Origin of the sequence: Methanothermobacter sp. EMTCatA1 (genome assembly GCF_002356395.1) — an archaeon.
GTDB classification, from domain to species: Archaea; Methanobacteriota; Methanobacteria; order Methanobacteriales; family Methanothermobacteraceae; genus Methanothermobacter; species Methanothermobacter thermautotrophicus.
In genome coordinates, this window is sequence record NZ_AP018336.1 from 648092 (window position 1) to 674588 (window position 26497).

The window sequence follows — 26497 nt, forward strand, 5'->3', positions numbered from 1 at the left end:
GTGGGATAAATCTAGTATAAAATAAAAAGGGATCTTCATGAGATGCGAGATTTGCGGTAAAAAGATTGTTGGAAAACCTTTAAAGACAAAAATCGACAGTTCAGTCATGGAAGTATGCAGGGAATGCTCAAAGTTCGGTAAAATCATCAGAGAACCCACAACACCCCGTAAAAAAAGTTTCAGGAAGCCCCAGAAAAGGTCCAGGAGACCTATGGATACCGTGTACGAGGTCGTTGAGGACTACGGAAGGATCATAAGAAGTGAAAGGGAGAAGAGGGACTGGTCAAGGGAGGATCTCGCTGAGAGGATCAACGAGAAGGTATCCGTCATAAACAGGATTGAAACCGAGAGGATGGAACCCGATATTAAGCTCGCAAGGAAGCTTGAAAGGCTCCTCAAAATAAAACTCCTTGAAAAATTTGAGGCCGATGATCTGGAGAAATCAGAGGGTGGCGGGTTCCGTGGAGCCACGATAGGTGACATTGCAAGAATAAAGAGGGGTTAAAGTCCCAAAAAATTATTTCTAAAAATTATTTTAGACACCCACGGCGGATATTGCAGGAATAAAAATGAATTGAAGTCCATTTCTAAAAATTATTTTTAGAATCCGATTTCATCTGAATTTTCTCTTCAACTACCCTTATGGGAGTAGTAGCCCCTGAGGACCCTCAGACCGCCGAACATCTCCCTGAGGTCATTGTATTCATCGTATTCACTGCTAACCACCATCACATGTGCTGGGGGGTGTATCCTTCTGATGGCCATTATGCTTCTGGTGTCATCATCTTCCACCTCAACGGCTGCCGCCACAGAGGACTTCATGCGGAGTTCCCCGAGTATGGATGATGCCATCCTGTCTGCAATATCATTCCTCAGAATCCTGGGTTTTCCACGGACCTTAAGGCCAGCATGCCTTTCAAGGTCCGCTATGGCGTTCAGAATCTTTTTCCTGCTATCTGCCCTCAGAATTATTAGAGACACGTTTTAACCCCTTCTGAATGAACTTATAAGGCTGCTCCTGAAGAGGACGAGGAGCACCATGATGAATCCCAGTGCCGTCTGGATGTTACCGAGTATCTCAAGGAGCCCTGAACTAACGGGCAGTTCCATCGGAGGGGCTGTCCTATCATCCGGTAGGGGTGTGTAGTAGACACCCACAGCCCTTGAACTTGGCTTCACATTTATGTCCTTTGGCTCCACATAGTTGACTCCCACAAGGAACCCGTTCTTTATGGCCCTGTTTATGGATCTGGCTATTGCCTCTGCACTGTAACCGTTCTTCTTCACCGACGCCCTCACAATCTCCTGGGTTGTCTGAACAACACCGGCCTCCTCTGTTCCGTAGACAGAAACAGATACAGAGCCGTTGGTCACGGTTATGGCGTCCTTGAGAGCCTCGTATGCATAGATAACCTTTAACTTGCTGCCATCCACCGGACAGGTCTGGTAGTTCTCTGCAGCAGGGTACCCTATGCTCCAGCCACACTCATCGCATACCTTGACGTAGGGTTCATCCATGGGGTAACCGGTCTCATTGAGGTTCTCGGGTGTGAACATGTCCCCTGTGGATACCCCCGAGGCAAGGTTAACTGCACCACCACCATACTTTTCACCGGCGTCCTTTGAAACCTCCTCAAAGACCTTTCCCACGATGTAAGTGGCAGAGTAGCCGTCCCTTATCATCTTACCTATGTTGATGGCTGTCTCCTGACGTACACGGGTTGCTGTACCATACTTGGGGTTTCCATGTGTGTTCCTCAGGTGTATTATGGCTCCCCTCTTACCTGGAGGAAGAACCGCAAGACCTCCAGAGTAGGGTGTAACTGTTATGGTACCGTCATCCTCCACGATAACCACGTAGGCATCGAATGAACCACCCACGGCTGCACCTATGCCAGGACCTCCGCACATGACCCTGATTCCCGGGTAACTGTTGGCTGCTGATGCCGCCTCAGCCGCTGTTGCACCATTCTCCAGGCGGTTAATAACGTCCATTATTGCCATGAGCCTCGGTGTTGATGCACCCTCACCCCCTGAGAGGACAGCGAACCTCTTCTCCTTGGACATGAGGAAGGTTGACTGGAACATGTTCTGGGCGAAGGACATACTCCCGGCTGCAGCACCATTAGGATCCGCTCCTGTGGGGTCAGTGATTACAATAACGTTCATTGTGGCGGATACAGGACCTATAAGCAGGTTGAAGATGAATATAAGGACTACCAGTCTACCGAGCCTGTTCATCAGCCCACTCCCCCTGTTCTGTTGGTAACTTTAACCGTGGCGAAGTCCTCGATAACATTAACAGTGACTATGCCTGTTCTGGTGTCCACCTTCACATCAGCGGCTGCTATGGGCGTTACACGGGTGCCGGGAATTGTTGTCATCTTAACAAACTTCTCGGCATTCTCCATCGCCTCTGAAAGGGGAACCTTTCTCTTGGAGGTTACAAGCACGTCCCCCTTTATGTAGCTTCCGGGCCGGAAACCTGCCGCATATACGTTTGTCTTTATGGAGGACAGTGGAACTATATCGTTACCCTTAACTATGACACCTGCTATTGGAACTCCACCTGTATCCTCCATTGATGATGCGTAGGCAAGATAGGTCATAGCACGACCTGAGAGGATCAAGATGAATGCCAGCAGGAGTATCACGAGAGTATCCCTTCTGATCTTTATGAGCATAACAGTTCACCTTTAACTGCGTTTCATCACAGTTACTGAATATTTAGTTCTCTGACTACATCTTTATAAAGATTGACCACAGAAATGAACACCCATCCAATGCAGAGCTGAAACCGGACCCTCTGAATCCACCGCAGAGATGGACCCCCTGCACGGCTGAGACCAGAAACCGTGATACGCTGCGATACATCAGTCACATCCTGATTTCATCCAGTATCCCTGCAGCCGGGTCCATTCCCTGGGCTCCGAGGAGGAGGATGGTGTCGTGGGGTTCGGCAGCATCCAGCACCATCCTCAGGGTGTCCCTGAGTTTCTCCACGTGGATGTAGGATACACCCCTCTCATCAAGGACCCCCAGGAATGCTCTTCTTTCATTTTCAAGTACCCTGTTCTGTTCATCAACAACGTCACTGCTTGAGGTTACTATGAGTTCTGCATTGAGGCCCCTGAGGGAATCGGCAATGGCGGCTGCGTTCATCACATTTATATCCTCTCCACGGGAGCCCCTGATGGCATTCACCACCCACAACCTCCCCCTGAGGTTCGCTGCAGCGCTCCTCACGGTGGACCTGATACCTGAAGGGTTGTGGGCGAAGTCGTCTATGACAAGGGGCTCAGCCATGAGGACCGAAAACCTCCTCTTGAGGGGCTTGTATGTTTTAACACCCATCCTTATGTCCTCAGGGGAGAAGCCCAGTTCCAGACATGCTGCAGCGGCAGCCAGGGTGTTCTGTATGAAGTGCTCACTCCTGAAGGGGAGTTCATCTGCAGGGATTATGAGGTCCCCTCCAATGTGGATGCCCTCCCCATCATACCTCACAGGGGAGTCCAAGCCATAGAAGACCACCCTGAGACCCGGGTTCACATGGGCCATTGCCCTCACACGTTCATCGTCGGCATTGAGTACAGCCACCCCAGATTCAATGGCCCGCAGGGCCCCTGCTACCTCCCTGAAAACATCTTCCACAGATTCAACGAGCCCTATATGGTCCATTGCAACGTTTGTTATGACGACCACCTCTGGGCCTATGGCCGCGGTCATCATGCGGGCGTGGTCCCTCATGACCCTTCCAAGCCACCCCTGCACCTCTGAGACCTCTATAACCATGAATTCAGGTGCCCCATCAGATGAGGCCTCGGCTATCTGCTGTGATACCACAGGGTCTATGAGGGTGTTGAACTCTGACCTTGAATCTGTGTTTGTGTAGGATGAAGCACCGGTGGTCTCTATTATATGATGGATCATGTGGGTTGTGGTGGACTTCCCATTGGTACCCGTGACCACAACCCTTCTGGAGGAGGGGGCGAATCGCTCTATTGTCCAGGAGAGTGCAAGGGCATTTGCATTCTCAATCCTGTCAACGAGGATAACCGGGAGCCCGTGCTCTTCGGCTAGCCTGGAAGACTTTCCCCGGAGATCCTGGGTTATGATGGCGGATACACCCCTTTCTGAGGCGATTTCAATGCCCTTCTCATCGATCCAGTGTCTTATAACAATGTCACCTGCTTCAGCAGCTCCAAGGGTCGTGAATATCCCCCGAAATGCTCTATCTGGACCTTTGAGTCTTCCTGAAATCTTATCTGCGATTTCATGGAGATACATGACCTTCACCCATCAGAGGATACTCCCTGTCATGTAGAGTCCCAGTGCACAGACAATCAGTGTTATGAGCCAGTAGAGGAGCACTATCCTCCTCTCGGACATCCCACGGTAGTGGAGTGTGTGGTGCAGCGGTTCAACCGGGAGTCTTATAACCCCTGCACGGTGGAGGAGGCTCACGATAACCGAGACCACAGGCACTGCTATTGCAAGGACACCGAAGTAAACCGTGTCTGTGAGCATCACTGCAGTTGCATAGCCTGCCCCCAGGGCAAATGAACCGGTATCACCCATGAATATGCTCGCGGGGTGTCTGTTGAATACGAGGAACCCGGCACACATCCCGGCCAGTGCCAGGAAGGGCAGGGCCTGACCCGATAGGCCAAGGAAAATTGCGCAGGATAAGGATGCTATGAGCATTATCCCGGCTGCCATCCCATCCATTCCATCTATGAGGTTAACTGCGTTTATGGCCCCCACCATACCTGCTATGGCGATGGGTGCGGCTGCAAGACCCAGGTAGAACCCTCCGAGCTTACCAACAGCTCCTGAGAGTACAAGGAAGACACCTATCAGTAGCTGGGCCAGTATCTTCTCACCCTCACTCACCTCATTCTTTATTGGAGCCTCACCAACCACCTCAACAAGTCCCTCAGAGAGCAGAGCCTCAACATCCCTCTTTGCCTTGTCTGTTGCCGCCCTTGCCTCCTCTCCGGGCTTCAGTACAAGCTGGCCAACCTCCAGGGGCCCTTCAGATACGTTCCTTATTATCCTCTGGACCTCCTTCACCTTGAGGCCCAGAAGGTCATCCAGAAGGCCTACAATTGCTGCTGTGAGGACTATGAGTGATGTCAGGACGAGGTAGGGGTTGTTTCGATAGAGTACCGTTACAAGGAGGAGAGCCAGTAGCATCCCAAGCCCCCCCATTGTAGGTGTTCCTGCCTTGTGGCTGTGCTCAGTGACTATTGGTTTATCACCGATATCCGCACTCCTCAGAATGTTCCTTATAAAGAGCGTGAATACTGCAGCTGAAACAGTGCTTATAATGAAAACCATCAAAAACTCCATCATATCACCTGCCTTCTGTGTACATCAAGATCACCAAGTTTTTTAATGACCAGTTCAAGCAGTTCAGGATCATTGGCCCCCACAGTTACCCTCATATGGTTCCTCGGGCCGTGAAGCACCCATCTTGTCCCATCTGGCATGAAGGACTCCAGGTCCCCGGGGTTACCTATGGGTATCTCAACAGCATAATGGTTCTTCCTCCTGATTTCACCAGGTTTCCAGTTTCCTGCTGCCATGTCCACAAGGCAGTGCATGGGATTTATCTCTGTTGCCGCCTCTGAGATGTACCTGGTCCCGCTTGGGCGTGTATTGACCTCTATGGCATAGAGTTTTCCATCCTCCGAGACTATCATGTCAACATCGGTGTTACCCTCCGCACCAAGGAGTTCTGTGACTTCTGAAGCCATTGCAAGGGCCTCCATTCCATCGAATCCCCTGATAATAGCGGGGGCCCTCTTCACCTTCCTCAGGGGGTGCAGTCCGTCCATCCTTGTGTCTCCCTTATCAACGGCCACCAGGGGGAGGGTTTCATCATTCCATCGGAGTACCTCAACGGATATTTCACGGCCCTGTATGTATTCCTCCATGAGGGCATGGTCATGGGCGTGGAGATATTCCCTGACATCAGAAGGGGTGGCTGCGACCATCACGCCTGAACCGCCCTGTCCCTCCCTCTGCTTGAGAACCACCGGCATTTCAGTTACATCCTCCGGTGAATCGATTAAATCGTATTCCGGCGTTCTTATCCTGTTTCTGGAGAAGAACTCCTTGGTTTTAAATTTATCTGTGGATATCTCAGCAGCCTCCGGCCCTGATGCAACCACCGGCACTCCGTAGTCAGCCTCAAGTTTCTCCTTGAGCCAGGCCACATCCCTGAGGGGTCCGTCGACACCTATCAGGGGTACCACCGCATCAACGTCCTCCCTGAGGGCTATTTCCAGAGGGCCCTCCATGCCCCTGGGCACTATGTGGTATGAATCGGCGAGTTCAAGGTTTGGGGCGTCTGGATTTGACTCGGAGAGAATGGTGGTCACACCCATCGCTGAGGCGTACTCTGCAACGTCATTGAAGAGTCTTGAACCTATGAACAGAATCCTCATGATGATCACTCAAAAAAATCAAGGACTGGTTTACTCTTTGGTGGGATCTTATAAAAACTTAATCTTGACCGGTTCAGGTAAAATTCATCCAGAATTCTCAATACCCTCAAAATACAGGGCTGATTGAATTCAACCCTAAAAATCATCCGCAGCTTCCAAAGTCATCAAGGGCAGAGATTATCATCCCTGCGAGGTCATGTACAGCGTCTTCAACCGCGGGTGAGAGTCCAGTCCCAAATTCAAGGTTTTCTGGCTGTACACCCATGAGGGCAATCCTGTAAGCACCCTGATCCTCAAGGTACCTCACAAGGAAGGATAGGGGCATGGCATGGGTGGATATGCTGTACTCTGATATACTATCCCTCTCAATGAGCCTTACGGTTCCCGGCTCCTCTCTCATCTCAACAGCGTCCACAATCAGTATGTGGCTCGGTCTTTCGGAGCGTATTTTTCCTGTGAAGTTTTCAGGCACCGTGCCCGCATTGATAACGAGATGGCCCCTCTCCTCCATTGCCTCCTGGATGAGGGACGCCAGGTATGGGCCAAGGCCATCATCGGACCTCAATTCATTCCCGACTGTGAGGACGAGGAGCCTTCTGCAGTCAGTGAGAAAATCACTCAGAAGCCGCTTCAACGTGATAGAAACCACCAGAAATAATCAGATAAATCATATGATGGATGCTTCAACTGAATCAAGGCCGCCACCCATCCTGTATGAAAGTTTTATCTCGACCTCACCTTTATCTCCGGTCTCCTCGAGGGGTATGATGAGCGGGGGGTTCATCATGGGTGTGGGACCGCATATGATTCCAGGAGCCGTCAGGGTAAAGGATATTATTCTGATAGCGTTGAAGGGACTCGATGCCTGCAGCTTCAATGAACCCCTGAAAATCTCAGGGAGGTTCCCCCTGAACTCGACCCGGTCATAAACCCTCATTGGACCTGATGATGGTTGTGAAAGATTTTCATCATACATGATGTTTTCAAAGTTCACGGTGACGGGTTCTGCTGCATTGAAGACTGCCTGTGGTATTACAGTCCCATCATTCCTCAGGAACTTTAGGGCCCTCCTTAGAACCGGGACCTGCTCCTCATCTATGAGTGCTGTGTCAAGCATCTCACATATGATCGTGTCAGCCGCACTGAATTCATAGTGCAGGGCGTCCTCGTTGACAACACTGACGTTATCCAGACCTGATAGGTTCTCCCCTGCACATGCAGCTATCTTTGGGTCCCTTTCAATTGCAATGACACGATCAGCATACTCTGAAGCAAAGAATGAGAGGATCCCGCTGCCTGCCCCGAGGTCATAGGTGAGGCCCCTGGCCCTGGATGATATGGCCTCGCGGAAGGCTGCGAGGCGTTCATGATCCCCCAGAAGGTTTCCGTGATACGGTGTGACCCTGAATCTCATTTAGGTACTGAAGGCTTTGCTGGATCAGTGCTCATGTTCTATTTTCTGTTCGGTTGATGTGCTGGTGAGCCTCACGTGTTCAACGCCCTTGAGCCTCATCATCTTCTCGGTGAGTTCCCTTATCTTTGCAACATCTCCCTTAACCACTATGACCTCAAGGCAGTGTCTTTCGGTCATGTGTACGTGCATAACAGCGTTGATGTATTCACGGTAGTCGTGCTGTATGTCTGCAAGGTCCTCCATGACCCCTGTGTAGTGGTGGTCATAGATCACAGCAATAATACCGATTCGCTCACCTTCCATTTCATTCATCCACTGGTACCTTACAATGTAGTCCTTAAGGGCGTCTCTTATGCCCTTTGATCTTGACTGGTAGCCACGATCCCTTAGAACTTCATCAAATTCATTCAAGAGCTTTTTTGGCAGAGACATGCTTATTCTCATCATAACTATTACCCCACAAGTGGTTTGATATGAATTTATTATATTATTATTCTAAAGTCATATTTAAACCTTTTTTTAGCTTGCAGTATTGTCTGCAGAAAACAACAGGTTATTACATGAATAATTAACACGACTATTTAAATGCATCGCAGACACCATGGCTGTCCCCGAGGATAAAAGATACAGTGATGTCGGCACCGGCATAATTGCATAACAATGCCCTCAGGATAACAAAGCATAAAAAGATACAGTGATATATTAATTAGAAGTATGACTTTGAGGGATTTCAATGAAGGTTAAAGAAGCCATGAACCCTGAGATAATAACTGTGAGCCCCGAGACAAGGCCCCTCGAGGCCTTCGAGAAGATGTACAAACATGGAGTCAGGAGACTGTTCGTACTCGAAGATGATGGTAAACCTGTGGGTGTGGTATCCTACACTGACCTAATAGGAGTTCTTGGAACCATAAAACCCGACAGTGAACACCCTGAGAGGGACCTTAAGGTGAGGGACATCATGGTGGATGAGGTGATAACCATCTCCGCAGATGACAACATAGAGGACGCCGCCAACCTCATGCTGAGGGCTGATATATCAGGACTCCTTGTAATGGATGATGAAAGACCTGTGGGAGTCATAACAAAAACTGACATATGCCGGCTGGTTGCAGCTGAGATACTGGTTCCCTCCTGATGTCCAGGAGTGAGTGACCACAAGTAACTGGAGGTCCCCATTGAAGATTATAACCAGAAAGGAAAACATGGTCTACAGGGAAATCAGGTACATGCAGCTTGACCTTAACACCCCCGTATCTGAGGATATGCTCAAAAGGAACCTTGACCTGCCAGAACACGAATACCATGACACCATCACAGCTCTTGAGAATAAGGGACTTATTTCACGGGAAAATGGCCGTATAGTGGCCGAAAACCTCGATGAAGAGGTCAGGGTGATGGAGACCCAGGAAGATGTCAGGGTCGCCGAACTCAACCAGATCGAAGAGGAGGCCCTCAGGATCCTCAGGGAAATCGGGAGTGGAGCTCCAATCCCACGCTACCTCCTTGAGGGCCACCTCCTCTACGGTCCTCTTAAACTTGGGACCAGAAGGATGTACAACATCATCCTCTCCCTTGAAAACAGGGGGCTCATTGAAAGGGTCCTCCTTGAGGATGGTGAGTACTACCGTCCAATCATGGAGAAGACTGAAAATTGATCCATGGATTTAAAGTCCCCTGCCAGGTAAAAACAGGGACTAAAGCTCCAGGTCCCCGGTTACAGGGAGACCTCTGAGCCATCCGAGGTCGCTCTGGTAGAGCATCCTTATATCCTTTATATCAAATCTTATCATGGCAAGCCTCTCTATACCGAGACCAAAGGCGGCTACAGGTGTTTCAACTCCCAGAGGTTCCAGGACCTCGGGCCTGAACATCCCGGCCCCACCAAGCTCTATCCAGCTTTTTTTCTCCGGGAGATAGATTTCACATTCGGTTGATAGGTATGTGTATGGGAAGTAGGCCGGTCTGAACCTGACCTCAAATCCAAGTTTCCTGTAGAACTCCCTCAGTATACCCAGAAGATTCCTGAAGTTAACCTCATCCCCTGCAACGATCCCCTCAACCTGATGAAACTCAGGGAGGTGCTTGTAGGTGATGGTCTCCCTCCTGAAAACACGTCCAACAGAAAACATCTTGAGGGGCGGTTCGTTCTCACTGAGGAACCTTGCAGAGACGCAGGTCGTATGGGTCCTGAGCACGCTCTGTCTTGCAACATCCCTGTCCCATTCGTACTGCCAGCCCTCTGATCCTGTTGAACCGCCGGTTTCATGTGCGTCCTGCACAGCCCTTACAAGGTCCTCACAGGGGAGATCCGTGACGGCGGGGTTTTTAACATAGAAGGTGTCCTGCATCTCCCTTGCAGCGTGGTCCTGGGGCTGGAAGAGGCAGTCAAAGTTCCAGAAGGCAGACTCGACGATGGGGCCCCTTGATTCTGTGAATCCAAGTTTAAGGAATATTGACCTTATCTCATCGATTATGCGCCTCAGAGGGTGCATCTTTCCAGGGTAGACCAGAGGGTACTCTGCATCAATGTTGTATCCCCTGTAGTGGAGTTTTCTCCAGGCCCCGCTCTTGAGGTGTTCATGGGTGACCTGTGTTGCCTCCTCAACTATCTCGATTCCCCTTTCAAGGAGTTTTCTGCCCTCTGTGGTGAGTTCAATTGTATGCCTCTTAATTTTCCTTATATCAACTATTCCCTTCCGTCCCTTCAGATCCTTCAGTGCACCCCTGAGTTCATCAGGGAGTTCTCTGATCCTCACGGATCCCCTTTCAAGTAAGAGTTCCAGCAGCCTCTCATCCGCACCCCTTTCAGGTGTTTCATCGCTCACCGCTGAGACCATCCCCTGGCTTATCCTCCCCCATCCCTTCCTCATGAGCCAGCCAATACCAATACCTGCCTCTTTCTTATCAAGACCCGCTCTCCTGGAAAGTTCTGACATTTCAAGCTCTTCTTCACCTTTAAGGGCCTCTATGAGTCTGCGCTCAGGAAGTCCCTCCCTGGCACAGGACTCTCCATCCTCTGTGAGGGATACAACCTCATCCGCGTCCTTCATAACCCTCACAAATCCCCTTGATTCAAGTGCGCCTGACGCACTCATGACGGATTTTATATCAATTTTCTGGGATTCTGCTATTTCTTCAGGCTTTAATGGTTTATCTGAGCCTTCGAATGCTTTCAGAACCTTCTTCTCGTAAATGTGAAGCTGGTCAATGATCCTGTCAAGATCCATCATAATAATTCTCCTCCAGTTTACTCAAATAAGCGTTTCAAGCCAGTTCTGAGTAGTAATCAAGTAATCCAACCATGACAGAGGAAGCTGTGAGATCCGCGGTTGTCCCGGGGTTCCATCCCATCCGGTAGAGCTTCCTGTCAAATTTCTCAACCCTCCTGAGACCCGCTGCAGTGAGCACACCTCCCCTATCAACGATGTCTGAGGCTTCCTCTGAAACCTCCGCGGCGATCTCCTCGCCATACTTCCTGGATATCAGTGTGTCGGGGAATCTTGAAAGTATGGTCAGGAATGTCTGGACCACGGCCCGGTTCATGCCATGCTCCTCCACGGTTCCCTTAAATACCGGGAAGCCGACGTTGAATGTGACAGGCATGCTGGACGTTAACTCCCTTGCAATGAGGTCCCAGTCAGCTGACATCTTGAGGGTGTCAAAGAGGGTGATGTTCTCATCGATTATCCTCTGCTGTGAAGCAGGGTCATTAACGTCGAGGGTGTCATGTTCACCCATTCCACCGGCTTCCGCAGTTGAAATGGCCCTGTAGAGGTTAACAGCGTCCTCTGATGTTGTCTGAAGTATAAGACGGTTTACCTGCTCCCTGAGTCCCTGGAGATCCCCGCTGTCAACCATCCCTGCGGCTGCTGAGAGGGGTGTGAGCAGCATTATGATACCAAGGTTCGTATTGGTTGAAACCCACCTCCTGGTGTCCTCAACCGCCCTGAGTATGAGCTCTCCCAGCCCGAGGGTCGAAAGGTCAAGAGTATCCCTCAGTTTCTCCCCCCTCTCTGCGGCCAGTCTCATGGTATCACCTGTGACTATCCCGCTCACGAGGAAGTCCTCGTAGACCATATCATCGAAGTCACGGGTCCTGTGGACATTGCCTGGTTTCGGGTATCCGCTGACCTCAAGGACAGAGGCCAGCTCTGCTATCCTTGAAACATGGAGGGGATCCATCTAGATCACCCCCAGGAGATCAGGTGCGAAGTGCGATATTATAAGATCTGCACCTGCACGTTTTATTGATAATATGGATTCATATATGGCCCCATCAGTGAGGTATCCACTCTTTATGGCTGCCTTCAGCATTGAGTACTCGCCGCTGACGTTGTATGCTGCAAGTGGCACACTGAACCTCTCCCTGACCTTACCTATAACATCAAGGTATGCCAGGGCCGGTTTCACCATGAGTATATCAGCACCCTCCCTGAGGTCCAGTTCAGCCTCAATGAGGGCCTCGTCAATGTTGGCAGGGTCCATCTGATAGGATCTCCTGTCACCGAAGGCAGGGGCCGATGATACGGCGTCCCGGAATGGTGCATAGAATGCTGAAGCATATTTAACCGCGTAGGACATTATCAGGGTGTCCTGGAAGCCTGCATCATCAAGGCTCCTCCTTATGGCTGCCACCCTACCATCCATCATATCCGATGGGGCCACCACGTCTGCCCCGGCCTCAGCATGGGATAGTGCTATCCTTGAAAGGACCTCCAGGGTCTCATCGTTGACAATTTCGCCATCCACGACGATACCGCAGTGCCCATGGCTGGTGTACTGGCATAGGCAGACATCAGTCATGACCACAAGGTCTGTTTCCTCCTTGAGCCTCCTCACAGTCCTCTGCACAACACCGTGGGGGTCATGGGCTGCTGAGGCGAGCTCATCCTTGGCTGATGGCATTCCGAATATGAGTACGGATGATAGTCCCTCATCCTCAAGTCTGGATGCCTCGGAAACCGCATCATCCACAGAGTACCTGAACTGGCCTGGCATTGTATCTATGGCCTCCACATCACCCCTGCCAAGTTTTTCACTCACAAACATTGGGTATATTAGATCCGATGGGTGCAGCCGTGTTTCTCTAAGGATATTCCTTATCTGTGGACTCTTACGTAACCTTCGCATCCTTTTTGTGGGAAACTCCATATTATCACTCACAGGTAACTGTTGGATTCATTGTGATATTTCTTATTACATCCTCAAGGGTAAAAAACATAACCATGTCCCGCGCAGAAAATAAATTCCGGGCCCTTCATGAACACCGCGGTTGATGTATGGAGATCATGACTCAACATCCACAAGGACCTCAACACGTTTTATGGCCTCATCAACAGCCTCAGGGTCCATAATTATCTTTATGGCGCCTTCAGGACACCTCTCAGCGCACCTGCCGCATATGAGGCATTTTCTGGCGTCATGCACCAGTTCCTTCCCCACACCTATGGCACCAGTGAAGCAGGCCTCCTCACAGCGACCGCATAGAATACAGCTGGACTCCTCCCTTTTCAGTTCCACGCCTTCCATTGGTGTTATGGAGGATGCTATGTCCTCAGAGAGGAGTGGCGTCATCTTCCAGAGACAGCAGCATTCACAGCAACTACAGACCGAGAGGAGTTCATCATGGGGCCCGGAGTTAAGCCAGACAGAGTCTATCCTGTTCCTCCCTATTATATGGACCAGTCCTGCCTCCTGGCATCTTTCAATGTGTTCAAGTGCCTCCTCAGCAGATATGAGTCTTCCGACCTTCTCTGAGATCCTCAGGGCTCCGGGGCCCAGGAAGAGGCAGCCAAGGTCATGGGGGTAGCTGCTGCAACCCGATGAGACCCGGCATATACAGAAGTCCATCCGGAAGATGTACCTGGACCGGAGTATCATCCTCCTCAGGACCTCCAAGGGGAGGGCAACATTCTCAGGCACCTGGATACGGTGGTTTATCTCGATGGATGAGTTCCTTGGTATGACCTGTATATCGTCCCCCTCAAAAAAGAGTCTCCTTACGAGGTTCCTGAATATCACAGACCTTTCTGTGAGGGATGCAAGTTTAAATCGGGACCTGAATGTCCTCCTTATTATCGCAACACTTATATCTGTGAAGTCAATCACATGAACCACCCAGTTTTTCTGTGAGGGGATCGCCCTCCCCATGGACCCTTCCCCTGTAGTAGGACTTGCCATGCCTGACTATAAGGGCATGGTACTCCTGGAAGACCCTGAAATCGGGTTCAATGGACCTTTCGAAGAGTTCCTTTATTCTGTGGTAGCTCTCATCACCGGCTATGAGTCCCAGATGGGTCAGGATCCTCCTTGTGTATGCATCAACCACGAACTCCGGTTTTCTGTAGGCATATAGCAGCACTGAATCCGCGGTTTCAGGACCGACACCCCTTACCTTCAGGAGCTCCTTCCGGGATGGTGTTGAGCCCTCAAGGGATATGAAGAACCCTGCCATTTCGCGGAGGTATGATGCCTTCTGTCTGTAGAAACCAGCACACCTTATGGCCGCCTCAAGTTCAGCGTCGTCCAGGGAGAGTATCCTCTGGGGTTTAAGGGCGTCCATTGCCGCAAGGTTTCTGAGTGCAGATGCAGCAGAGTCCCAGGACGTGTTCTGTGTGAGTATGGAACCTGTGATGACCTCAAAGACCTCCCCATCATCTGATGGTGGGGTGTAATCGCCGGGGTGGTACCTGAGTGTCATTGTATCCCTATCAAGGAGTGGCCACCATCCCTGGGGCCCATAGAGTTCCATGAGGAAACGGTAGATATGCCTGAGCATTTTCATGTTTAATAGGTAAATAAACACCACGGTTAAACATTTAGGTCCTGCGTGAAAACCCTGATTGTAAGGAATCCACATCAACCCCCATCCTCATGATCACAGAACATAAAAAGCAGCACAATCAGTAAACCAGCAATACCCGATGATATATTAATTAAAAGTTACACAGTAAATCCATGAGATATGAAATTTTACACAGACCAAGTTTTAGTATGGCTCACATCGAGCTTGAAAGCGGTGAAGCAATAAAGGCTGAGACAGGTGCAATGGTGAGCATGAGCTCAAACATAGAACTTCAGACGGAGACAGGGGGTCTTCTTGGGGCTTTTAAGAGATCCATTGGAGGGGAAAGCCTTTTCCTTAACACCTTCAGGGCACAGGGTAGGGGGGATGTGCAGCTCGCACCGGCCTATCCGGGTGATGTTGAGGTCCTTGAGACCACGGAGGCCATCTATGCCCAGAGTGGCGCATTCATGGCCGGACCAGAGGATGTGGAGATAGACACAAAACTGGGAGGTTTCAAGACCTTCTTTGCAAGGGAGGGATTATTCCTTCTTAAAATCCAATCCTCAGGACCGGTGTTCCTTTCAAGTTTCGGGGCAATTTACAGCAGGGAACTTGTAAATGAGAGGTTCATAGTGGACACAGGCCACATTGTAGCCTTCACAGAGGGTCTTGATTTCAGTGTGAGAAAGGTTGGTGGACTTAAAAGTACTTTTCTGAGTGGCGAAGGCCTGGTTGCAGAATTTGAAGGTACAGGAACCGTATACATGCAGAGCCGGAGCATTGATAGCTTCGTTGGATGGTTAACACCCATGCTCCCCTCAAGGAGTTAGATTGATACTGTGTGGTGATTCGGTGGCCGGGAACAGTACCGGTGAAATGTTCAGAGTAACGACCTTCGGATCCAGCCATGGTCCTGCAGTGGGTGCCGTTATCGACGGCTGCCCCGCAGGTCTCGAACTGAGTGAGGATGACATACAGCAGGAACTTAACAGGAGGAGGCCTGGAACCAGCGCCCTGACCACTCCACGGGCTGAATCCGACAGGGTCGAGATACTCTCAGGTATATTCAGGGAAAGAACAGATGGCACTCCAATAGCTGGAATCGTCAGAAACCTGGACGCCGACTCAAAAAGTTACAGTAACATTAAGAATACACCAAGGCCGGGGCACGGTGACTACACCTGGAGGGCGAGGTTCAGGAACTACGACTACCGTGGCGGTGGCCGTGGAAGTGGAAGGGTTACCATTGGGCACGTAATCGGTGGGGCCGTTGCAAAGAAACTCATCGGTAATTATGGTTTGACTGTAACAGGCCACGTTGTGCAGGTGGGTGATGTTAAGGCAGACACTGTAAGCCTTAAAAGGATAGGCGAGTATGCTGAGAGCAATCCTGTTCGCTGTGCAGATCCCAGGGCGGCCAGACAGATGGAGGAGGTTATACTCGATGCCCGCAGCAGGGGAGACTCCGTTGGTGGGGTTGTTGAGGTTGTTGTCCTTGGTGCGCCCCCGGGACTTGGTGATCCGGTATTCAGTAAACTCGATGCAGATATGGCCAGGGCCCTAATGGGTATCGGGTCTGTGAAGGGTGTTGAGATCGGGATGGGATTCGAGGTTGCAGAACACCGTGCAAGTGAGATAAACGATGAGTTCTACCTGGATGATGATGGTAAGGTGAGGACAACAACAAACACCTCTGGAGGCATACTTGGAGGGATATCAAGCGGCATGCCAATAACTGCAAGGATAGCAGTAAAGCCCACACCATCCATATCAGTCCCCCAGAAGACAGTTGACCTTGAAAGGATGGAGGAAACAACCATTGAGGTCCGTGGAAGACATGATCCCTGCATCTGCCCCAGGGTTGTGCCTGTTGCAGAGGCTGCGGTTGCAATCGTCCTTGCCGACCATATGATAAGGGCCGGCTTCATCCACCCCACATACATTGGAAAAGAATGAAAGAATCCCTATCTGACCAGAGAGATGACAGCAGAGCTGCTCGAATTCCTTGAGGAGCTGAGCCGCGCCCTCATAGCCTCAGGGAATTCTGTTACAGATACCGAGAGGATCCTGCGGAGTGTCGCCGAGTCCCAGGGCGTGGAGGTTGAGGTCTCGGTCCTCCCAACCATGATCATAATAAAGGCGGAGGGAGAGGTTTCAAGGATGGGCCTTGCAGCCCAGTCCCCCGGGATGATGCCCCTTCACCAGGTCACAGAAATATACAGACTCACCGATGATGTGACATCCCTGAGGATGGAGGTGGGTGAGGCCCTGGGTGAGCTCAGGGGGATATTGAGGGGATCCCACAGGTTCGGCCGCTACGGGATCCTTCTGGGTTATCTTATTCTCTCAATAGGTATAGCACTGCTTATACAGCCAGACCCTGATCTTGTAGTTTATTCATCATTTCTCAGCCTTATAGCAGGCTCCCTGATAGTGGTGGGTTACGGTAACAGGAGGCTCTCCCTCATCATGCCTGTACTGGCATCCTTCACGGTTTCTGGTGTTGCCTTCTTCCTGATCAATACGGGTGCCGTGAGCGGGAACCTCACACTCCTTGTACCGCCGCTGATATACTTTATCCCCGGTGTAACCCTAACCACAGGAATCTATGAACTTGCAAGTGGTGAACTGGTTTCAGGGTCAAGCAGGGTGATATACGGCTGCATGGTTCTTCTCCTCCTCCTGTTTGGTGTCCTGATGGGTATGCAGCTTAACAGGTTTCCGCAGGAGGAATTTGCAGCCATAAAAATATCAGCCATGAGCTACAGCCCGTATCTGGGGGCATTCATATTTGCCGTTGGTATATATCTCTTCCTCTCTGTCTACCGGAGTGATTTTCCATGGATACTTCTTGTGCTCTACAGTGCACTCATGGGACAGCAGCTGGGAAATGTAGCTGGAGGAGGACTCCTCGGGGCATTTCTGGGGGCCCTGTCAATGACACTGGTTGCCAGGGGCATTGAGCTTGCAGGTAAGACTCCGCACTTCGTCACCCTCTACCCGGCCTTCTGGTTCCTTGCTCCCGGGTCCCTGGGTTTCATAGGACTCGCAAATCTCCTGGGGAGGAACTATCTGACATCCGTGGCTGAGATAACACTCTTCGCAATGACTGTGGTTGCAATAGCCCTTGGACTGCTTGTTGGCGCACTGCTCACGGAACCATTCAGTGATAAAATAAGAGCCCCGGGCGGGGATTGAACCCGCGACCTCGGGATTACGAATCCCGCGCTCTCCCACCTAAGCTACCGAGGCCTGAAGTAATTTTTTATGACTTATTGAAACTGAAGCCTTAAATAATTAATGGTCCGCATGTATGATCCTGAACCCTGCCTTGATGTTTGAAAACTCCCATCTGGTCCCTGTTCTAAGGTTTATATGTGTTATGAAGCCCTATCATGATCGAACCCTATCCTAAATGGGAATTTCGGAGGATGTTCATCTCTGACCAGGTAATCATCATCGTTAACGTTTTCATGGCTTTTTTCTAAGTTCTGGTCTGTTTTTGAGGAGTCCCTTTAAATTTCTGTCCTGGCTTTCCACTCTTTCCATCAGGTAAATACTTTGCAGATCCGTAGTATATATGAGTTTTTTGTATAATTCAAAACCTGAAGGTTTTTTGAAGGAACCTGTGTGTGGATGAAGAGAGCCTTCAGGAAATGGTCGGGCTGTCTCCATCCAGGTCAAGTTTCATGCCATCCCTCGCTGCCAGTGTCCTGATACCCGTTGCCTCCTGGACCCTGAATGCCTCCATCTCAGGGTCGTTGAGTATCATCTTCATTCCAAGGTGGGTCATCACTGCAATACCCGGTTTCACATCCTCCACAAGTTTTATGAAATCATCCGTACACATGTGGCCCCTTATATGCTCATCCCCGGGTCTTATGACGCTTGATATGAGGACATCCGCCCCCCGGTGGTAATCTGCAAGTCCATCGAAGTACTCTGTATCCGAGGTATAGGACACTGAAAGATCATCAGCCCTTAACCTGAACCCCACACCTGTCGGGTCCCCATGGACGGTGCCTGTACCTGTAACCTCAAGATCCCCTATATCCACTGTCTCACCGGCTGATAGTGTTATGCATCGTGATCTTCTCATGTGGTACTCTGATATGCATGGCCCCCAGTCCCTGTAACCCTCCATTACACTTAAACTTCCCAGGATGGTGCCCCTCTGGCGCGTCATGCCCCTGGTCATTGCCTCTATGAGTACCTCTGCATCAGTGTAGTGGTCAGTGTGTGAGTGGGAGACCATCACAGCATCCAGCTTCCTGGGGTCAGAGTCAAACTGATAGGACCTCACAAGCGCCCCTGGACCCGGGTCGATGTGGATGTTCATGCCGGCGATTCCATCAATCCTCAGCCCGCCGGTCATCCTTTTCTGTGTTATGGTGGCGAAATCGTCCGCCACCACTCCCTAGAAACGTTAACCTCATTCAATCACCCATCCTATCTTTCTCCGCCGCCAATAAAAATTTATTCCTCCCTGCGACAGATTATGACGTCACAGTCGACCTTTATATCTCTCCCCTCCACGCAGAGGTTCTCATCCCTTACAGCTATTTTCTCGCCGGGTGAAAGGGTGCCGCCATCTGATATCCTCATGAGTACCATGTCCCCTGGACCTGCAACCTTCTTCCAGCGGGTGTCATAGGCCTCAACGTCACCGGCAAGTTTAACCTCCACGTGTCTCCCATCCTGTCTCATAACCCTGCCGACCTCACCCTCTGTGAGGATCCTTGAGGCCAGTTTTATCTCCTCCCGCCGGTCTAGCATCTCCTGTTTGAGTTTGGCCCTCCATTTCTGGAGGAGGCGGACATCCCTCACGATGGTATCACTCAGAAGCTTGTGGGCGCTCTTCTTATCCAGTGAGGGGCTCTTTATGAACAGATCATATTCGCTACCAACAGATGGTGTCTGTGAGGATACATGGTCCATGAGTTCCCTAAAGAGGTCAGCAACATCCTTGAGGCTTGTCTTTGTCTTCCACCTCTTTTTAAGGAACCTGTTTGTGATCTCCTTGGCTATCTTATTCCCGAAGACTATTATTGCAGTATCACCCTTTTCCATGCTGGTTATCTTTGAACCTGTGAGTTCAATTATCTGATAGGCCCCTGTTGTTGCATATATCCTTCTTCTTCTTGTCTCAAAGGGTGTTTTCTGGCTTATTTCACCCACAACAACGTCGCCAAGGCTTCTGACCTTGCATGTGTCATCTGTGACCTTTATATTTACGCCAAGCTCCGACGCCCTCCTCTGGAGTTCCTCATCACTTTTTATCTTGCCTGTGTACAGCTCCTCCTCAAGTACCTCTCTACTTGATTTATCACCAAAGTAGGCTATTCTCCGTTTATCTCCAGCTATGACGCATCCCTTGCTACTTATGTAGGTTATGATGAGACTCATTGTGGATCACCCGATCATCTATACACATGAATTTGATGGGACAGTTAATTAAAGGATATGATCGCGTCCCCTACATGGACCCCTTAATGAAAAACTGTCAAACGGTATCATTAGATGAATGAAGTGCAGAGATTAAGCAGCTCTCTGGTTGCTGTCTTCTTACTACCGAATCCAGATGAAATACCACACAGAGGTGAAGCAGAATGTGACTGAAGAAATGAGGTACAGTCAACCCCTCAATTAATAAAGCGCCATCAACATAAATAATGACGAGGGGGAACCAATGAAAGATGAGTACACCAATTCTCTCATAAAGGAGAAGAGTCCCTATTTACTGCAGCATGCACACAACCCTGTGAACTGGTATCCATGGGGTGATGATGCCTTCAGAAAGGCCCTGGCAGAGAGGAAACCCATATTTTTATCGATAGGATACTCCACATGTCACTGGTGCCATGTGATGGCAAGGGAATCCTTTGAGGACCCTGAAATCGCAGATATACTCAATCGAGACTTTGTTTCTGTTAAGGTGGACCGGGAGGAGCGCCCGGATATTGATGCCATCTACATGAGGGTCTGCCAGATGATGACAGGTGCCGGGGGATGGCCCCTGACGATCATCATGACACCCGAGGGTGAACCCTTCTTTGCAGGGACCTACTTCCCTCCAGAGGATAGGGGTGGAGTCCCGGGCCTTAAGACGATCCTTGAGAGGGTTGTGATGCTCTGGAAGAAGGACGCCGACGGGATAGCTGAGACCGCGAGGAAGGTCGTGGAGGCCCTGAAGGAAAAGCCCGCTTCATACCAGATTAAACCTGAAACCGTGGATATGGCCTACGAGTACCTCAGGAGGAATTTTGACAGGAAAAATGGTGGTTTCGGGTCTCAGCAGAAATTCCCAACTCCCCACAACATCCACTTCCTCCTCACCTACCACCTCCGGAGGGGTGAGGGGGAGGCCCTTGAGATGGTCAGACTCACCCTGGAGAGGATGAGGTACGGTGGAATATATGACCAGCTGGGTTACGGTTTCCACAGATACGCTGTTGAACCAACATGGACGATACCCCACTTTGAGAAGATGCTCTATGACCAGGCCCTCGCAATGACAGCCTACCTTGAGGCCTTCCAGGTGACGGGTGATGAGCTCCACCAGAGGACCGCCCTTGAGATTTCAGAGTATGTCCTCAGGGACCTCAAGTCCCCGGAGGGTGGATTCTACTCGGCCGTGGATGCTGAAAGCGGTGGTGTTGAGGGTGGTTACTACCTCTGGAGGGCATCAGAGATACAGGAGGCCCTCGGTGATGATGCAGACCTTGTAATGCGCTACTTCAATGTTCTTGAGGATGGTAACTTCAGGGGCGAGGTGAGGGGTGCGAACATACTCCATGTGGATTCCCCTGAGAGGGTGGCAGAGGAGTTCAATCTGACCCTCGATGAACTTAATGAGAGGATAGAGGAGGCAAGGAGGGTCCTTCTTGAAAGAAGACTTGAACGTGAGGCCCCTTCTGTGGATGATAAGGTGCTCACAGACTGGAATGGCCTGATGATCGGTGCCCTTGCACGCTGCAGCAGGGTTCTTGACCATGATGAATCCCTCAGGGCAGCTGAAGGGTGCCTTGAATTCATTGAGGGCAGGTTAATGTCCGATGGAAGGCTACTTCACAGGTACAGGGATGGCGAGGCAGCCATAAACGGGAAACTGGATGACTACGCATTCCTGATATGGGGTCTCCTTGAAATGTATGATGCGACCCTCCGGGAGGGGTACATCAGAAAGGCCCTTGAACTCACAGAGATCCTCAGGGATAACTTCAGGGACTCTGATGGTGGTTTTTATCTCACAGATGATCCGGATGTTATTGTGAGGCCAAAGGAATCAATGGATGGGGCGATTCCATCAGGTAACTCTGTTCAGATGCAGAACCTTCTGAGGCTCGGTGGTCTCCTCGAGGATGAAGGACTGATAGAGGAGGCCAGGGGGATACTGAAAGCCTTCTCCAGGAGGGTTGAATCGTCTCCAGGGGCTCACACCTTCCTCCTGTCCTCTGCAGAGTGGGCAGTTTATGGTGGGAGGTCCCTGGTGGTTGTCTGCAGTGGAGAACCAGAAATACCTGCAGTTCTCAGGAAAACCCTGATCCCGGATTTCACCCTCACAGTTATGGGGGGATCAGGTGACTGGTCCTTTGCCCCGGCACACCTCAATGAGAAGGTGGCCCTGGGTGATGGGTGCACCTACTACCTCTGTGATGGCAGCAAATGCCACCCGCCAGCAGAGGACCCTGAAAGGGTCATCGAGTACCTGGGGGTGAAATAGATGGGCAGACAGAAAGACCATGAGAAAGGTCCCGGTGAAATTATGGAGAGCCACGGGCACCATGAGAAGAAGGGTAAGATGATGGACAGCCACAGGCACCACGAGGAGGACTACAGGAGGAGGTTCATCATATGCCTCCTCATGACCATACCCGTGATCCTTTTAGGGGAGCTTCCAACTGGCAACGTCCTGTTCAGTTTTGAGGGCAGCGAATTTCTGGTGCTCATTCTATCATCAGCAATATTCCTGTATGGGGGATACCCCTTCCTCAGGGGGTCCCTGCGTGAGCTATCATCACGCACCCCCGGTATGATGACACTCATTGCAGTTGCAATAACAGTGGCATACACCTACAGCCTCGGGGTGATTCTGGGCCTCGAGGGAATGGTATTCTTTGTTGAACTCGTCACACTGATAGATGTTATGCTCCTGGGTCACTGGATCGAGATGAGATCCATAATGAGTGCATCAGGGGCTGTTGAGAGGCTTGCAGGACTGCTGCCCAGGAGGGCCCACCTGGTGGTTGACGGCAAGGTTGAGGACGTTGATGTGAGCACCCTCAAACCAGGTGACATTGTGGTTGTGAGGTCCGGTGAGAGGGTACCCTCAGATGGGACCGTCATCAGGGGGGAGTCCCATGTCAATGAATCACTGCTGACAGGGGAATCAAGGCCCATAAAGAAGGTGCCGGGGGATGGTGTCATCGGGGGCTCCATAAACACTGGGGGGTCCCTCACGGTGGAGGTTGAACGTGTGGGTGAGGAGTCCTTCATCTCCCAGATCATTGAACTCGTGGGCAGAGCCCAGGAGGGCAGGACAAGGACACAGGTCCTTGCGGACAAAGCCGCCTTCTGGTTAACCTCCATCGCCCTCCTCGGTGGGCTTCTAACCTTCATCGCCTGGTCCTGGCTGGGGATGGACGTATTCTTCTCCCTTGAAAGGGCCGTCACCCTCATGGTCACCGCTTGCCCCCATGCACTGGGACTTGCAATACCCCTCGTTATAGCCGTCTCAACAGCCATCTCCGCAGGGAGGGGTATACTCATAAGGAACCGTGAATCCTTTGAGAATGCCCGGGACCCTGATGTGGTTGTATTTGACAAGACAGGGACACTCACCATGGGTGAGCTTGGAATAACCGATGTTATATCCTTTGACCCTGAAATGGATGAGGGAGAAATATTATCCTACGCCGCGGCCGTTGAATCAGGATCAAGCCACCCCATAGCAAGGGGGATAGTTGAAGCCGTTGCTGAGGTCCTTCCGGTGGAGAACTTCAACTCACTTGAGGGCAGGGGTGTGATGGGGCATGTTAACGGCTCAGTGGTGAAGGTGCTCAGTTACGGCTACACAGAGGAGCTTGGTTTCAGCATCAGTGACCCCCGGGTTGATGAACTGATAGGTCAGGCCAAGACCACCGTATTTGTGATTGTGGATGATGAACTAAGGGGCTGCATCGCCCTTGCAGACATGATAAGGCCCGAGGCCCGGGAGGCTGTGGGGATCCTCAGATCAAGGGGTGTCAGGTGCCTCATGTTAACAGGTGACAGCAGTGCAGTGGCTGGGTGGGTGGCCTCAGAGGTTGGTATAGACGATTACATGGCTGAGCTCATACCCATTGAGAAGTATGATGAAATAAGGAAGCTTCAGGAGGAGGGGCTGAGGGTTGTAATGGTCGGTGATGGTGTCAACGATGCCCCGGCCCTTGTACAGGCAGACATTGGTGTTGCAATAGGGGCCGGAACGGATGTTGCAATCGAGAGTGCCGATGTTGTCCTTGTGAGGAGCAACCCCCTTGACGTTGTGGACCTGATGGATCTTGCAGCAGCCACCTACAGCAAGATGAAGGAGAACCTCATCTGGGCCACAGGATACAATGTCATAGCCCTCCCTCTGGCGGCAGGAGTCCTCTACGGGCAGGGTATCATCCTCAGTCCCGCCATGGGAGCCATCCTGATGTCACTGAGCACCGTCATAGTCGCCCTGAACGCAAGGACCTTCAGCTTCAGTGGGCAGAGCGGCCGTTAAATCCATGTCTAAGCAACAAAAATGGGCTTAGACATTTCATTCCCTCAACCACGTACCATCAAAATCCATGCCTCAGCAGCTGCCAGACATAAAATGAAAGGATTTAATATGATGTTCTACATAGTATCCTATGTAAAAAGGATGGGTGAAGAAAATGAAAAGAACCCTTGAAAACCTTACAAAGGCCTTTATTGGTGAGAGCCAGGCAAGGAACAGGTACACCTTCTATGCCAAAATCGCCAAGAAGGAAGGATTTGAGCAGATATCCGAGATATTCCTGACCACGGCGGATAATGAGAGGGAGCATGCCAAGTGGCTCTTCCGCCTGATAAATGACCTCAAAAAGGAGGTCGGTGAGGACCTCAGCTCAATCGTGGTAGATGCGGAGGCTCCCCTCACACTTGGAACCACAGATGAGAACCTCATAGCAGCCATTGAGGGTGAGCACTATGAGAACAGCGAGATGTACCCTGAATTTGCTGATGTGGCAGAGGAGGAGGGATACCCTGAAATTGCAAAGAGGCTCAGAGCAATAGCCGAGGCAGAGAAACACCACGAGGAACGCTACAGAAAGCTCCTCAAGCTGGTTGAGACAGGTAAGGTTTACAGGAAGGATGAACCCGTGACCTGGGTCTGCAGAAAATGCGGCTACGTCCATGAGGGAACAGAACCACCTGAGAAGTGTCCATCATGTGACCATCCGTCCAGATACTTCCAGGTGAAATGTGAGGACTACTGAAGGGTCACCAATGACAGAAACCAACCAGATATTCAGATGCAACGTCTGCGGAAATATCGTTGAAGTCCTTAACCCCGGAGCTGGACAGCTTGTATGCTGTAATCAGCCCATGGAACTACTGGTTGCAAGAAGAACCGATGTTGGACCAGAGAAGCATGTCCCGGTGGTCGAAGAAACCGGTACTGGCATCAGGGTTAAGGTGGGTGAGGTTCCACACCCCATGGAGGAGAACCACCACATCCAGTGGATAGAGGTTATTGCCGGAGACATGGTCTACAGGAAGGACCTGAACCCTGGAGACAATCCAGAGGCAGAGTTCCCTGTTGAGATGGCTTCAGACTTCATGGTGAGGATCTACTGCAATATACATGGTCTCTGGTACTGAGACACAGGATTACCTTTTTTTAGCCAGGAGGTCCCGATGTGAAGATTAAGTATGCCACCATAATAGTTGATGAGATGGAGGAGTCTGTTAAATTCTACAGGGATGTGATGGGGTTCACTGTAGACAGCCATTACGATCTTGGAGCCAGCGGAGAGATAACAATCCTGAGGGGTGAAGGAGAAGCCATGGTGGAGCTGATCAAAAACCCCACCGATAAACCCGGATTCTTTTCAATAGGAATGGAGGTCGATGACCTCGAAGCCACCCTGAATGATCTGAGATCGCGTGGAGCAAGGGTCCTTATGGAACCGACACCAATAACGGTGGGGCTCCTGGCATTCATTGAGGACCCGAATGGAGTCCGTATAGCCCTGATTGAGCACCGTTAATCAATAAATAAATCGTCACTCTGAAACATCCTGAACCCCAAAACTTTTATTTTCCAGAATATAAAGAAATCCAACATGAAGCGTATCCATTTTATCAGCCTTTTAATTCTCGTTGTGGCTGTGAGTGGGTGTATAAACTCGGGAAACGGCAGCATAAACCAGCTGGTGCCCGAGATAAACGACCATATAAAGAAGGGTGACTCCTATTTCAATGAATCCGCCATTGCAGCCAACAGCTTCAAACTCGATGAGGCACTATCAAAGTGTGAACTCGCAGCTTCAGAGTACAGGTCCGCCAGGGACCTTGCATCGGAGGCCCTGGGCTATGCCAGGAACGGTGCAGACCCGGTAATTGTTAATTACCTCGAACTCCTTGTATCTGAACTTGAGGCCAAGATAAACGCAACCATTGAACTTAAAAATGCCATCCAGATGTTCAGTATCAATGAAACAGGAAACGGTAACTCCAACATTGAAATGGCAAACAGCTACATGAGGACCGCAAAGGAGCTTGAAAGTGAAAGGATGGAAATTGTGAAAAAAAATCCGGAAAAATTCAGCTAAACGATCAGACTCA

At 50.7% G+C, this 26497-nt stretch carries 29 protein-coding genes and 1 tRNA gene; 12 read left to right on the top strand and 18 right to left on the bottom strand.

What is annotated here, in order from left to right:
- Nucleotides 1-37 precede the first annotated feature (37 nt).
- The gene (locus tca_RS03420; protein ID WP_048175463.1) at nucleotides 38-505 is read left to right on the top strand and encodes a multiprotein bridging factor aMBF1; all 468 of its coding nucleotides are present in this window, start codon (nucleotides 38-40) and stop codon (nucleotides 503-505) included.
- A 125-nt stretch (nucleotides 506-630) separates the two neighbouring features.
- On the opposite strand, the gene tca_RS03425 is transcribed toward tca_RS03420, so the two are convergent.
- The 9 genes from tca_RS03425 to nikR form a co-directional block, all read right to left on the bottom strand.
- Nucleotides 631-981 carry a DUF356 domain-containing protein gene (locus tag tca_RS03425; protein ID WP_048175464.1) on the bottom strand — a complete coding sequence of 117 codons (351 nt, stop codon included), beginning with the start codon at nucleotides 979-981 and terminating at the stop codon, nucleotides 631-633.
- Nucleotides 982-984: 3 nt separating this feature from the next.
- A complete protein-coding gene (locus tca_RS03430) occupies nucleotides 985-2241 on the bottom strand; it encodes a hypothetical protein (protein WP_286709143.1) in 1257 nt (418 codons plus the stop codon).
- Entirely contained in the window at nucleotides 2241-2684 is a 444-nt protein-coding gene (locus tag tca_RS03435; protein WP_286709144.1) for a hypothetical protein, read from the bottom strand. The genes tca_RS03430 and tca_RS03435 overlap by 1 nt, the downstream gene beginning before the upstream one ends.
- Nucleotides 2685-2877: 193 nt before the next feature.
- Nucleotides 2878-4287 (bottom strand): Mur ligase family protein, encoded by a 1410-nt coding sequence (locus tca_RS03440; RefSeq protein ID WP_286709145.1) that lies wholly within the window; start codon nucleotides 4285-4287, stop codon nucleotides 2878-2880.
- 12 nt (nucleotides 4288-4299) lie between these two features.
- Complete coding sequence (locus tag tca_RS03445; RefSeq protein ID WP_010876374.1) at nucleotides 4300-5355, bottom strand: glycosyltransferase family 4 protein; 1056 nt, start codon at nucleotides 5353-5355, stop codon at nucleotides 4300-4302.
- A complete protein-coding gene (locus tca_RS03450) occupies nucleotides 5352-6452 on the bottom strand; it encodes an acetyl-CoA carboxylase biotin carboxylase subunit family protein (protein ID WP_269889803.1) in 1101 nt (366 codons plus the stop codon). Before tca_RS03450 ends, tca_RS03445 begins: the two co-directional genes overlap by 4 nt.
- 142 nt (nucleotides 6453-6594) lie before the next feature.
- Complete coding sequence (gene hycI / locus tca_RS03455) at nucleotides 6595-7086, bottom strand: hydrogenase maturation peptidase HycI (RefSeq protein WP_238374240.1); 492 nt, start codon at nucleotides 7084-7086, stop codon at nucleotides 6595-6597.
- Between the two features lie 33 nt (nucleotides 7087-7119).
- Entirely contained in the window at nucleotides 7120-7866 is a 747-nt protein-coding gene (locus tca_RS03460; RefSeq protein ID WP_010876377.1) for a methyltransferase domain-containing protein, read from the bottom strand.
- Between the two features lie 24 nt (nucleotides 7867-7890).
- A complete protein-coding gene (gene nikR / locus tca_RS03465; RefSeq protein ID WP_010876378.1) occupies nucleotides 7891-8313 on the bottom strand; it encodes a nickel-responsive transcriptional regulator NikR in 423 nt (140 codons plus the stop codon).
- A 286-nt stretch (nucleotides 8314-8599) separates the two neighbouring features.
- Between nikR and tca_RS03470 the strand changes: the two genes are divergently transcribed.
- On the top strand, nucleotides 8600-9004 hold the full coding sequence (locus tca_RS03470; protein WP_010876379.1) for an HPP family protein: 405 nt from the start codon (nucleotides 8600-8602) through the stop codon (nucleotides 9002-9004).
- A gap of 40 nt (nucleotides 9005-9044) precedes the next feature.
- Nucleotides 9045-9524, top strand: a complete 480-nt coding sequence (locus tca_RS03475) for a hypothetical protein (protein WP_143485758.1) — start codon at nucleotides 9045-9047, stop codon at nucleotides 9522-9524.
- 39 nt (nucleotides 9525-9563) lie between these two features.
- On the opposite strand, the gene tca_RS03480 is transcribed toward tca_RS03475, so the two are convergent.
- The 5 genes from tca_RS03480 to tca_RS03500 all read right to left on the bottom strand — a co-directional run bounded on the left by tca_RS03480 (nucleotide 9564) and on the right by tca_RS03500 (nucleotide 14653).
- Entirely contained in the window at nucleotides 9564-11099 is a 1536-nt protein-coding gene (locus tag tca_RS03480; RefSeq protein WP_010876381.1) for a phenylalanine--tRNA ligase subunit alpha, read from the bottom strand.
- Nucleotides 11100-11133: 34 nt separating this feature from the next.
- Entirely contained in the window at nucleotides 11134-12051 is a 918-nt protein-coding gene (locus tca_RS03485) for a triphosphoribosyl-dephospho-CoA synthase (RefSeq protein ID WP_286709146.1), read from the bottom strand.
- A complete protein-coding gene (gene hemB, locus tca_RS03490) occupies nucleotides 12052-13020 on the bottom strand; it encodes a porphobilinogen synthase (RefSeq protein ID WP_286709147.1) in 969 nt (322 codons plus the stop codon). It lies immediately after the preceding gene.
- Nucleotides 13021-13155: 135 nt separating this feature from the next.
- Nucleotides 13156-13977 carry a 4Fe-4S dicluster domain-containing protein gene (locus tag tca_RS03495; protein WP_286709148.1) on the bottom strand — a complete coding sequence of 274 codons (822 nt, stop codon included), beginning with the start codon at nucleotides 13975-13977 and terminating at the stop codon, nucleotides 13156-13158.
- Nucleotides 13970-14653: an endonuclease III domain-containing protein gene (locus tca_RS03500; protein WP_286709149.1), complete on the bottom strand. Its 684-nt coding sequence runs from the start codon at nucleotides 14651-14653 to the stop codon at nucleotides 13970-13972. Before tca_RS03500 ends, tca_RS03495 begins: the two co-directional genes overlap by 8 nt.
- Nucleotides 14654-14826: 173 nt before the next feature.
- On the opposite strand from tca_RS03500, the gene tca_RS03505 reads away from it, so the two are divergent.
- From tca_RS03505 to tca_RS03515, 3 genes are read left to right on the top strand one after another with little or no spacing between them, the layout of a single operon-like run.
- On the top strand, nucleotides 14827-15486 hold the full coding sequence (locus tag tca_RS03505; RefSeq protein ID WP_048175473.1) for a TIGR00266 family protein: 660 nt from the start codon (nucleotides 14827-14829) through the stop codon (nucleotides 15484-15486).
- Nucleotides 15487-15532: 46 nt separating this feature from the next.
- Nucleotides 15533-16612: a chorismate synthase gene (gene aroC / locus tca_RS03510; protein WP_048176569.1), complete on the top strand. Its 1080-nt coding sequence runs from the start codon at nucleotides 15533-15535 to the stop codon at nucleotides 16610-16612.
- Between the two features lie 24 nt (nucleotides 16613-16636).
- On the top strand, nucleotides 16637-17854 hold the full coding sequence (locus tca_RS03515; protein ID WP_084126167.1) for a threonine/serine exporter ThrE family protein: 1218 nt from the start codon (nucleotides 16637-16639) through the stop codon (nucleotides 17852-17854).
- Here the strand turns inward: tca_RS03515 and tca_RS03520 are convergent.
- The 4 genes from tca_RS03520 to tca_RS03535 all read right to left on the bottom strand — a co-directional run bounded on the left by tca_RS03520 (nucleotide 17836) and on the right by tca_RS03535 (nucleotide 20062).
- Nucleotides 17836-17908: transfer RNA gene (locus tag tca_RS03520), tRNA-Thr, on the bottom strand. The two genes, tca_RS03515 and tca_RS03520, sit on opposite strands and share 19 nt — an antisense overlap.
- Nucleotides 17909-18127: 219 nt before the next feature.
- Complete coding sequence (locus tag tca_RS03525) at nucleotides 18128-18331, bottom strand: hypothetical protein (RefSeq protein WP_286709150.1); 204 nt, start codon at nucleotides 18329-18331, stop codon at nucleotides 18128-18130.
- Nucleotides 18306-19070, bottom strand: a complete 765-nt coding sequence (locus tca_RS03530) for an MBL fold metallo-hydrolase (RefSeq protein WP_342769714.1) — start codon at nucleotides 19068-19070, stop codon at nucleotides 18306-18308. Before tca_RS03530 ends, tca_RS03525 begins: the two co-directional genes overlap by 26 nt.
- A gap of 62 nt (nucleotides 19071-19132) precedes the next feature.
- Complete coding sequence (locus tag tca_RS03535) at nucleotides 19133-20062, bottom strand: DUF2121 family protein (protein ID WP_286709151.1); 930 nt, start codon at nucleotides 20060-20062, stop codon at nucleotides 19133-19135.
- Between the two features lie 283 nt (nucleotides 20063-20345).
- On the opposite strand from tca_RS03535, the gene tca_RS03540 reads away from it, so the two are divergent.
- The 6 genes from tca_RS03540 to tca_RS03565 all read left to right on the top strand — a co-directional run bounded on the left by tca_RS03540 (nucleotide 20346) and on the right by tca_RS03565 (nucleotide 26484).
- Nucleotides 20346-22379: a thioredoxin domain-containing protein gene (locus tag tca_RS03540; protein WP_286709152.1), complete on the top strand. Its 2034-nt coding sequence runs from the start codon at nucleotides 20346-20348 to the stop codon at nucleotides 22377-22379.
- A complete protein-coding gene (locus tca_RS03545) occupies nucleotides 22380-24407 on the top strand; it encodes a heavy metal translocating P-type ATPase (RefSeq protein ID WP_269889805.1) in 2028 nt (675 codons plus the stop codon). It begins immediately after the preceding gene.
- A 154-nt stretch (nucleotides 24408-24561) separates the two neighbouring features.
- Nucleotides 24562-25146 carry a rubrerythrin gene (rbr, locus tag tca_RS03550; protein ID WP_048060893.1) on the top strand — a complete coding sequence of 195 codons (585 nt, stop codon included), beginning with the start codon at nucleotides 24562-24564 and terminating at the stop codon, nucleotides 25144-25146.
- Between the two features lie 10 nt (nucleotides 25147-25156).
- Complete coding sequence (locus tag tca_RS03555; RefSeq protein ID WP_010876395.1) at nucleotides 25157-25531, top strand: desulfoferrodoxin; 375 nt, start codon at nucleotides 25157-25159, stop codon at nucleotides 25529-25531.
- Between the two features lie 38 nt (nucleotides 25532-25569).
- Nucleotides 25570-25920: a VOC family protein gene (locus tca_RS03560; protein ID WP_010876396.1), complete on the top strand. Its 351-nt coding sequence runs from the start codon at nucleotides 25570-25572 to the stop codon at nucleotides 25918-25920.
- 75 nt (nucleotides 25921-25995) lie between these two features.
- A complete protein-coding gene (locus tag tca_RS03565; RefSeq protein WP_010876397.1) occupies nucleotides 25996-26484 on the top strand; it encodes a hypothetical protein in 489 nt (162 codons plus the stop codon).
- The last annotated feature ends 13 nt before the right edge of the window (nucleotides 26485-26497 follow it).

Bases quoted from the DNA above. Each gene is read 5' to 3' on its own strand.
- tca_RS03420 (WP_048175463.1), top strand. From the start codon at position 38: ATGAGATGCGAGATTTGCGGTAAAAAGATTGTTGGAAAACCTTTAAAG.
- tca_RS03430 (WP_286709143.1), bottom strand. From the start codon at position 2,241: ATGAACAGGCTCGGTAGACTGGTAGTCCTTATATTCATCTTCAACCTG.
- tca_RS03435 (WP_286709144.1), bottom strand. From the start codon at position 2,684: ATGCTCATAAAGATCAGAAGGGATACTCTCGTGATACTCCTGCTGGCA.
- tca_RS03440 (WP_286709145.1), bottom strand. From the start codon at position 4,287: ATGTATCTCCATGAAATCGCAGATAAGATTTCAGGAAGACTCAAAGGT.
- tca_RS03445 (WP_010876374.1), bottom strand. From the start codon at position 5,355: ATGATGGAGTTTTTGATGGTTTTCATTATAAGCACTGTTTCAGCTGCA.
- tca_RS03450 (WP_269889803.1), bottom strand. From the start codon at position 6,452: ATGAGGATTCTGTTCATAGGTTCAAGACTCTTCAATGACGTTGCAGAG.
- tca_RS03460 (WP_010876377.1), bottom strand. From the start codon at position 7,866: ATGAGATTCAGGGTCACACCGTATCACGGAAACCTTCTGGGGGATCAT.
- nikR (WP_010876378.1), bottom strand. From the start codon at position 8,313: ATGATGAGAATAAGCATGTCTCTGCCAAAAAAGCTCTTGAATGAATTT.
- tca_RS03470 (WP_010876379.1), top strand. From the start codon at position 8,600: ATGAAGGTTAAAGAAGCCATGAACCCTGAGATAATAACTGTGAGCCCC.
- tca_RS03480 (WP_010876381.1), bottom strand. From the start codon at position 11,099: ATGATGGATCTTGACAGGATCATTGACCAGCTTCACATTTACGAGAAG.
- tca_RS03485 (WP_286709146.1), bottom strand. From the start codon at position 12,051: ATGGATCCCCTCCATGTTTCAAGGATAGCAGAGCTGGCCTCTGTCCTT.
- hemB (WP_286709147.1), bottom strand. From the start codon at position 13,020: ATGGAGTTTCCCACAAAAAGGATGCGAAGGTTACGTAAGAGTCCACAG.
- tca_RS03500 (WP_286709149.1), bottom strand. From the start codon at position 14,653: ATGAAAATGCTCAGGCATATCTACCGTTTCCTCATGGAACTCTATGGG.
- tca_RS03505 (WP_048175473.1), top strand. From the start codon at position 14,827: ATGAGATATGAAATTTTACACAGACCAAGTTTTAGTATGGCTCACATC.
- aroC (WP_048176569.1), top strand. From the start codon at position 15,533: ATGTTCAGAGTAACGACCTTCGGATCCAGCCATGGTCCTGCAGTGGGT.
- tca_RS03515 (WP_084126167.1), top strand. From the start codon at position 16,637: ATGACAGCAGAGCTGCTCGAATTCCTTGAGGAGCTGAGCCGCGCCCTC.
- tca_RS03525 (WP_286709150.1), bottom strand. From the start codon at position 18,331: ATGGAGACAGCCCGACCATTTCCTGAAGGCTCTCTTCATCCACACACA.
- tca_RS03535 (WP_286709151.1), bottom strand. From the start codon at position 20,062: ATGAGTCTCATCATAACCTACATAAGTAGCAAGGGATGCGTCATAGCT.
- tca_RS03540 (WP_286709152.1), top strand. From the start codon at position 20,346: ATGAAAGATGAGTACACCAATTCTCTCATAAAGGAGAAGAGTCCCTAT.
- tca_RS03545 (WP_269889805.1), top strand. From the start codon at position 22,380: ATGGGCAGACAGAAAGACCATGAGAAAGGTCCCGGTGAAATTATGGAG.
- rbr (WP_048060893.1), top strand. From the start codon at position 24,562: ATGAAAAGAACCCTTGAAAACCTTACAAAGGCCTTTATTGGTGAGAGC.
- tca_RS03555 (WP_010876395.1), top strand. From the start codon at position 25,157: ATGACAGAAACCAACCAGATATTCAGATGCAACGTCTGCGGAAATATC.
- tca_RS03565 (WP_010876397.1), top strand. From the start codon at position 25,996: ATGAAGCGTATCCATTTTATCAGCCTTTTAATTCTCGTTGTGGCTGTG.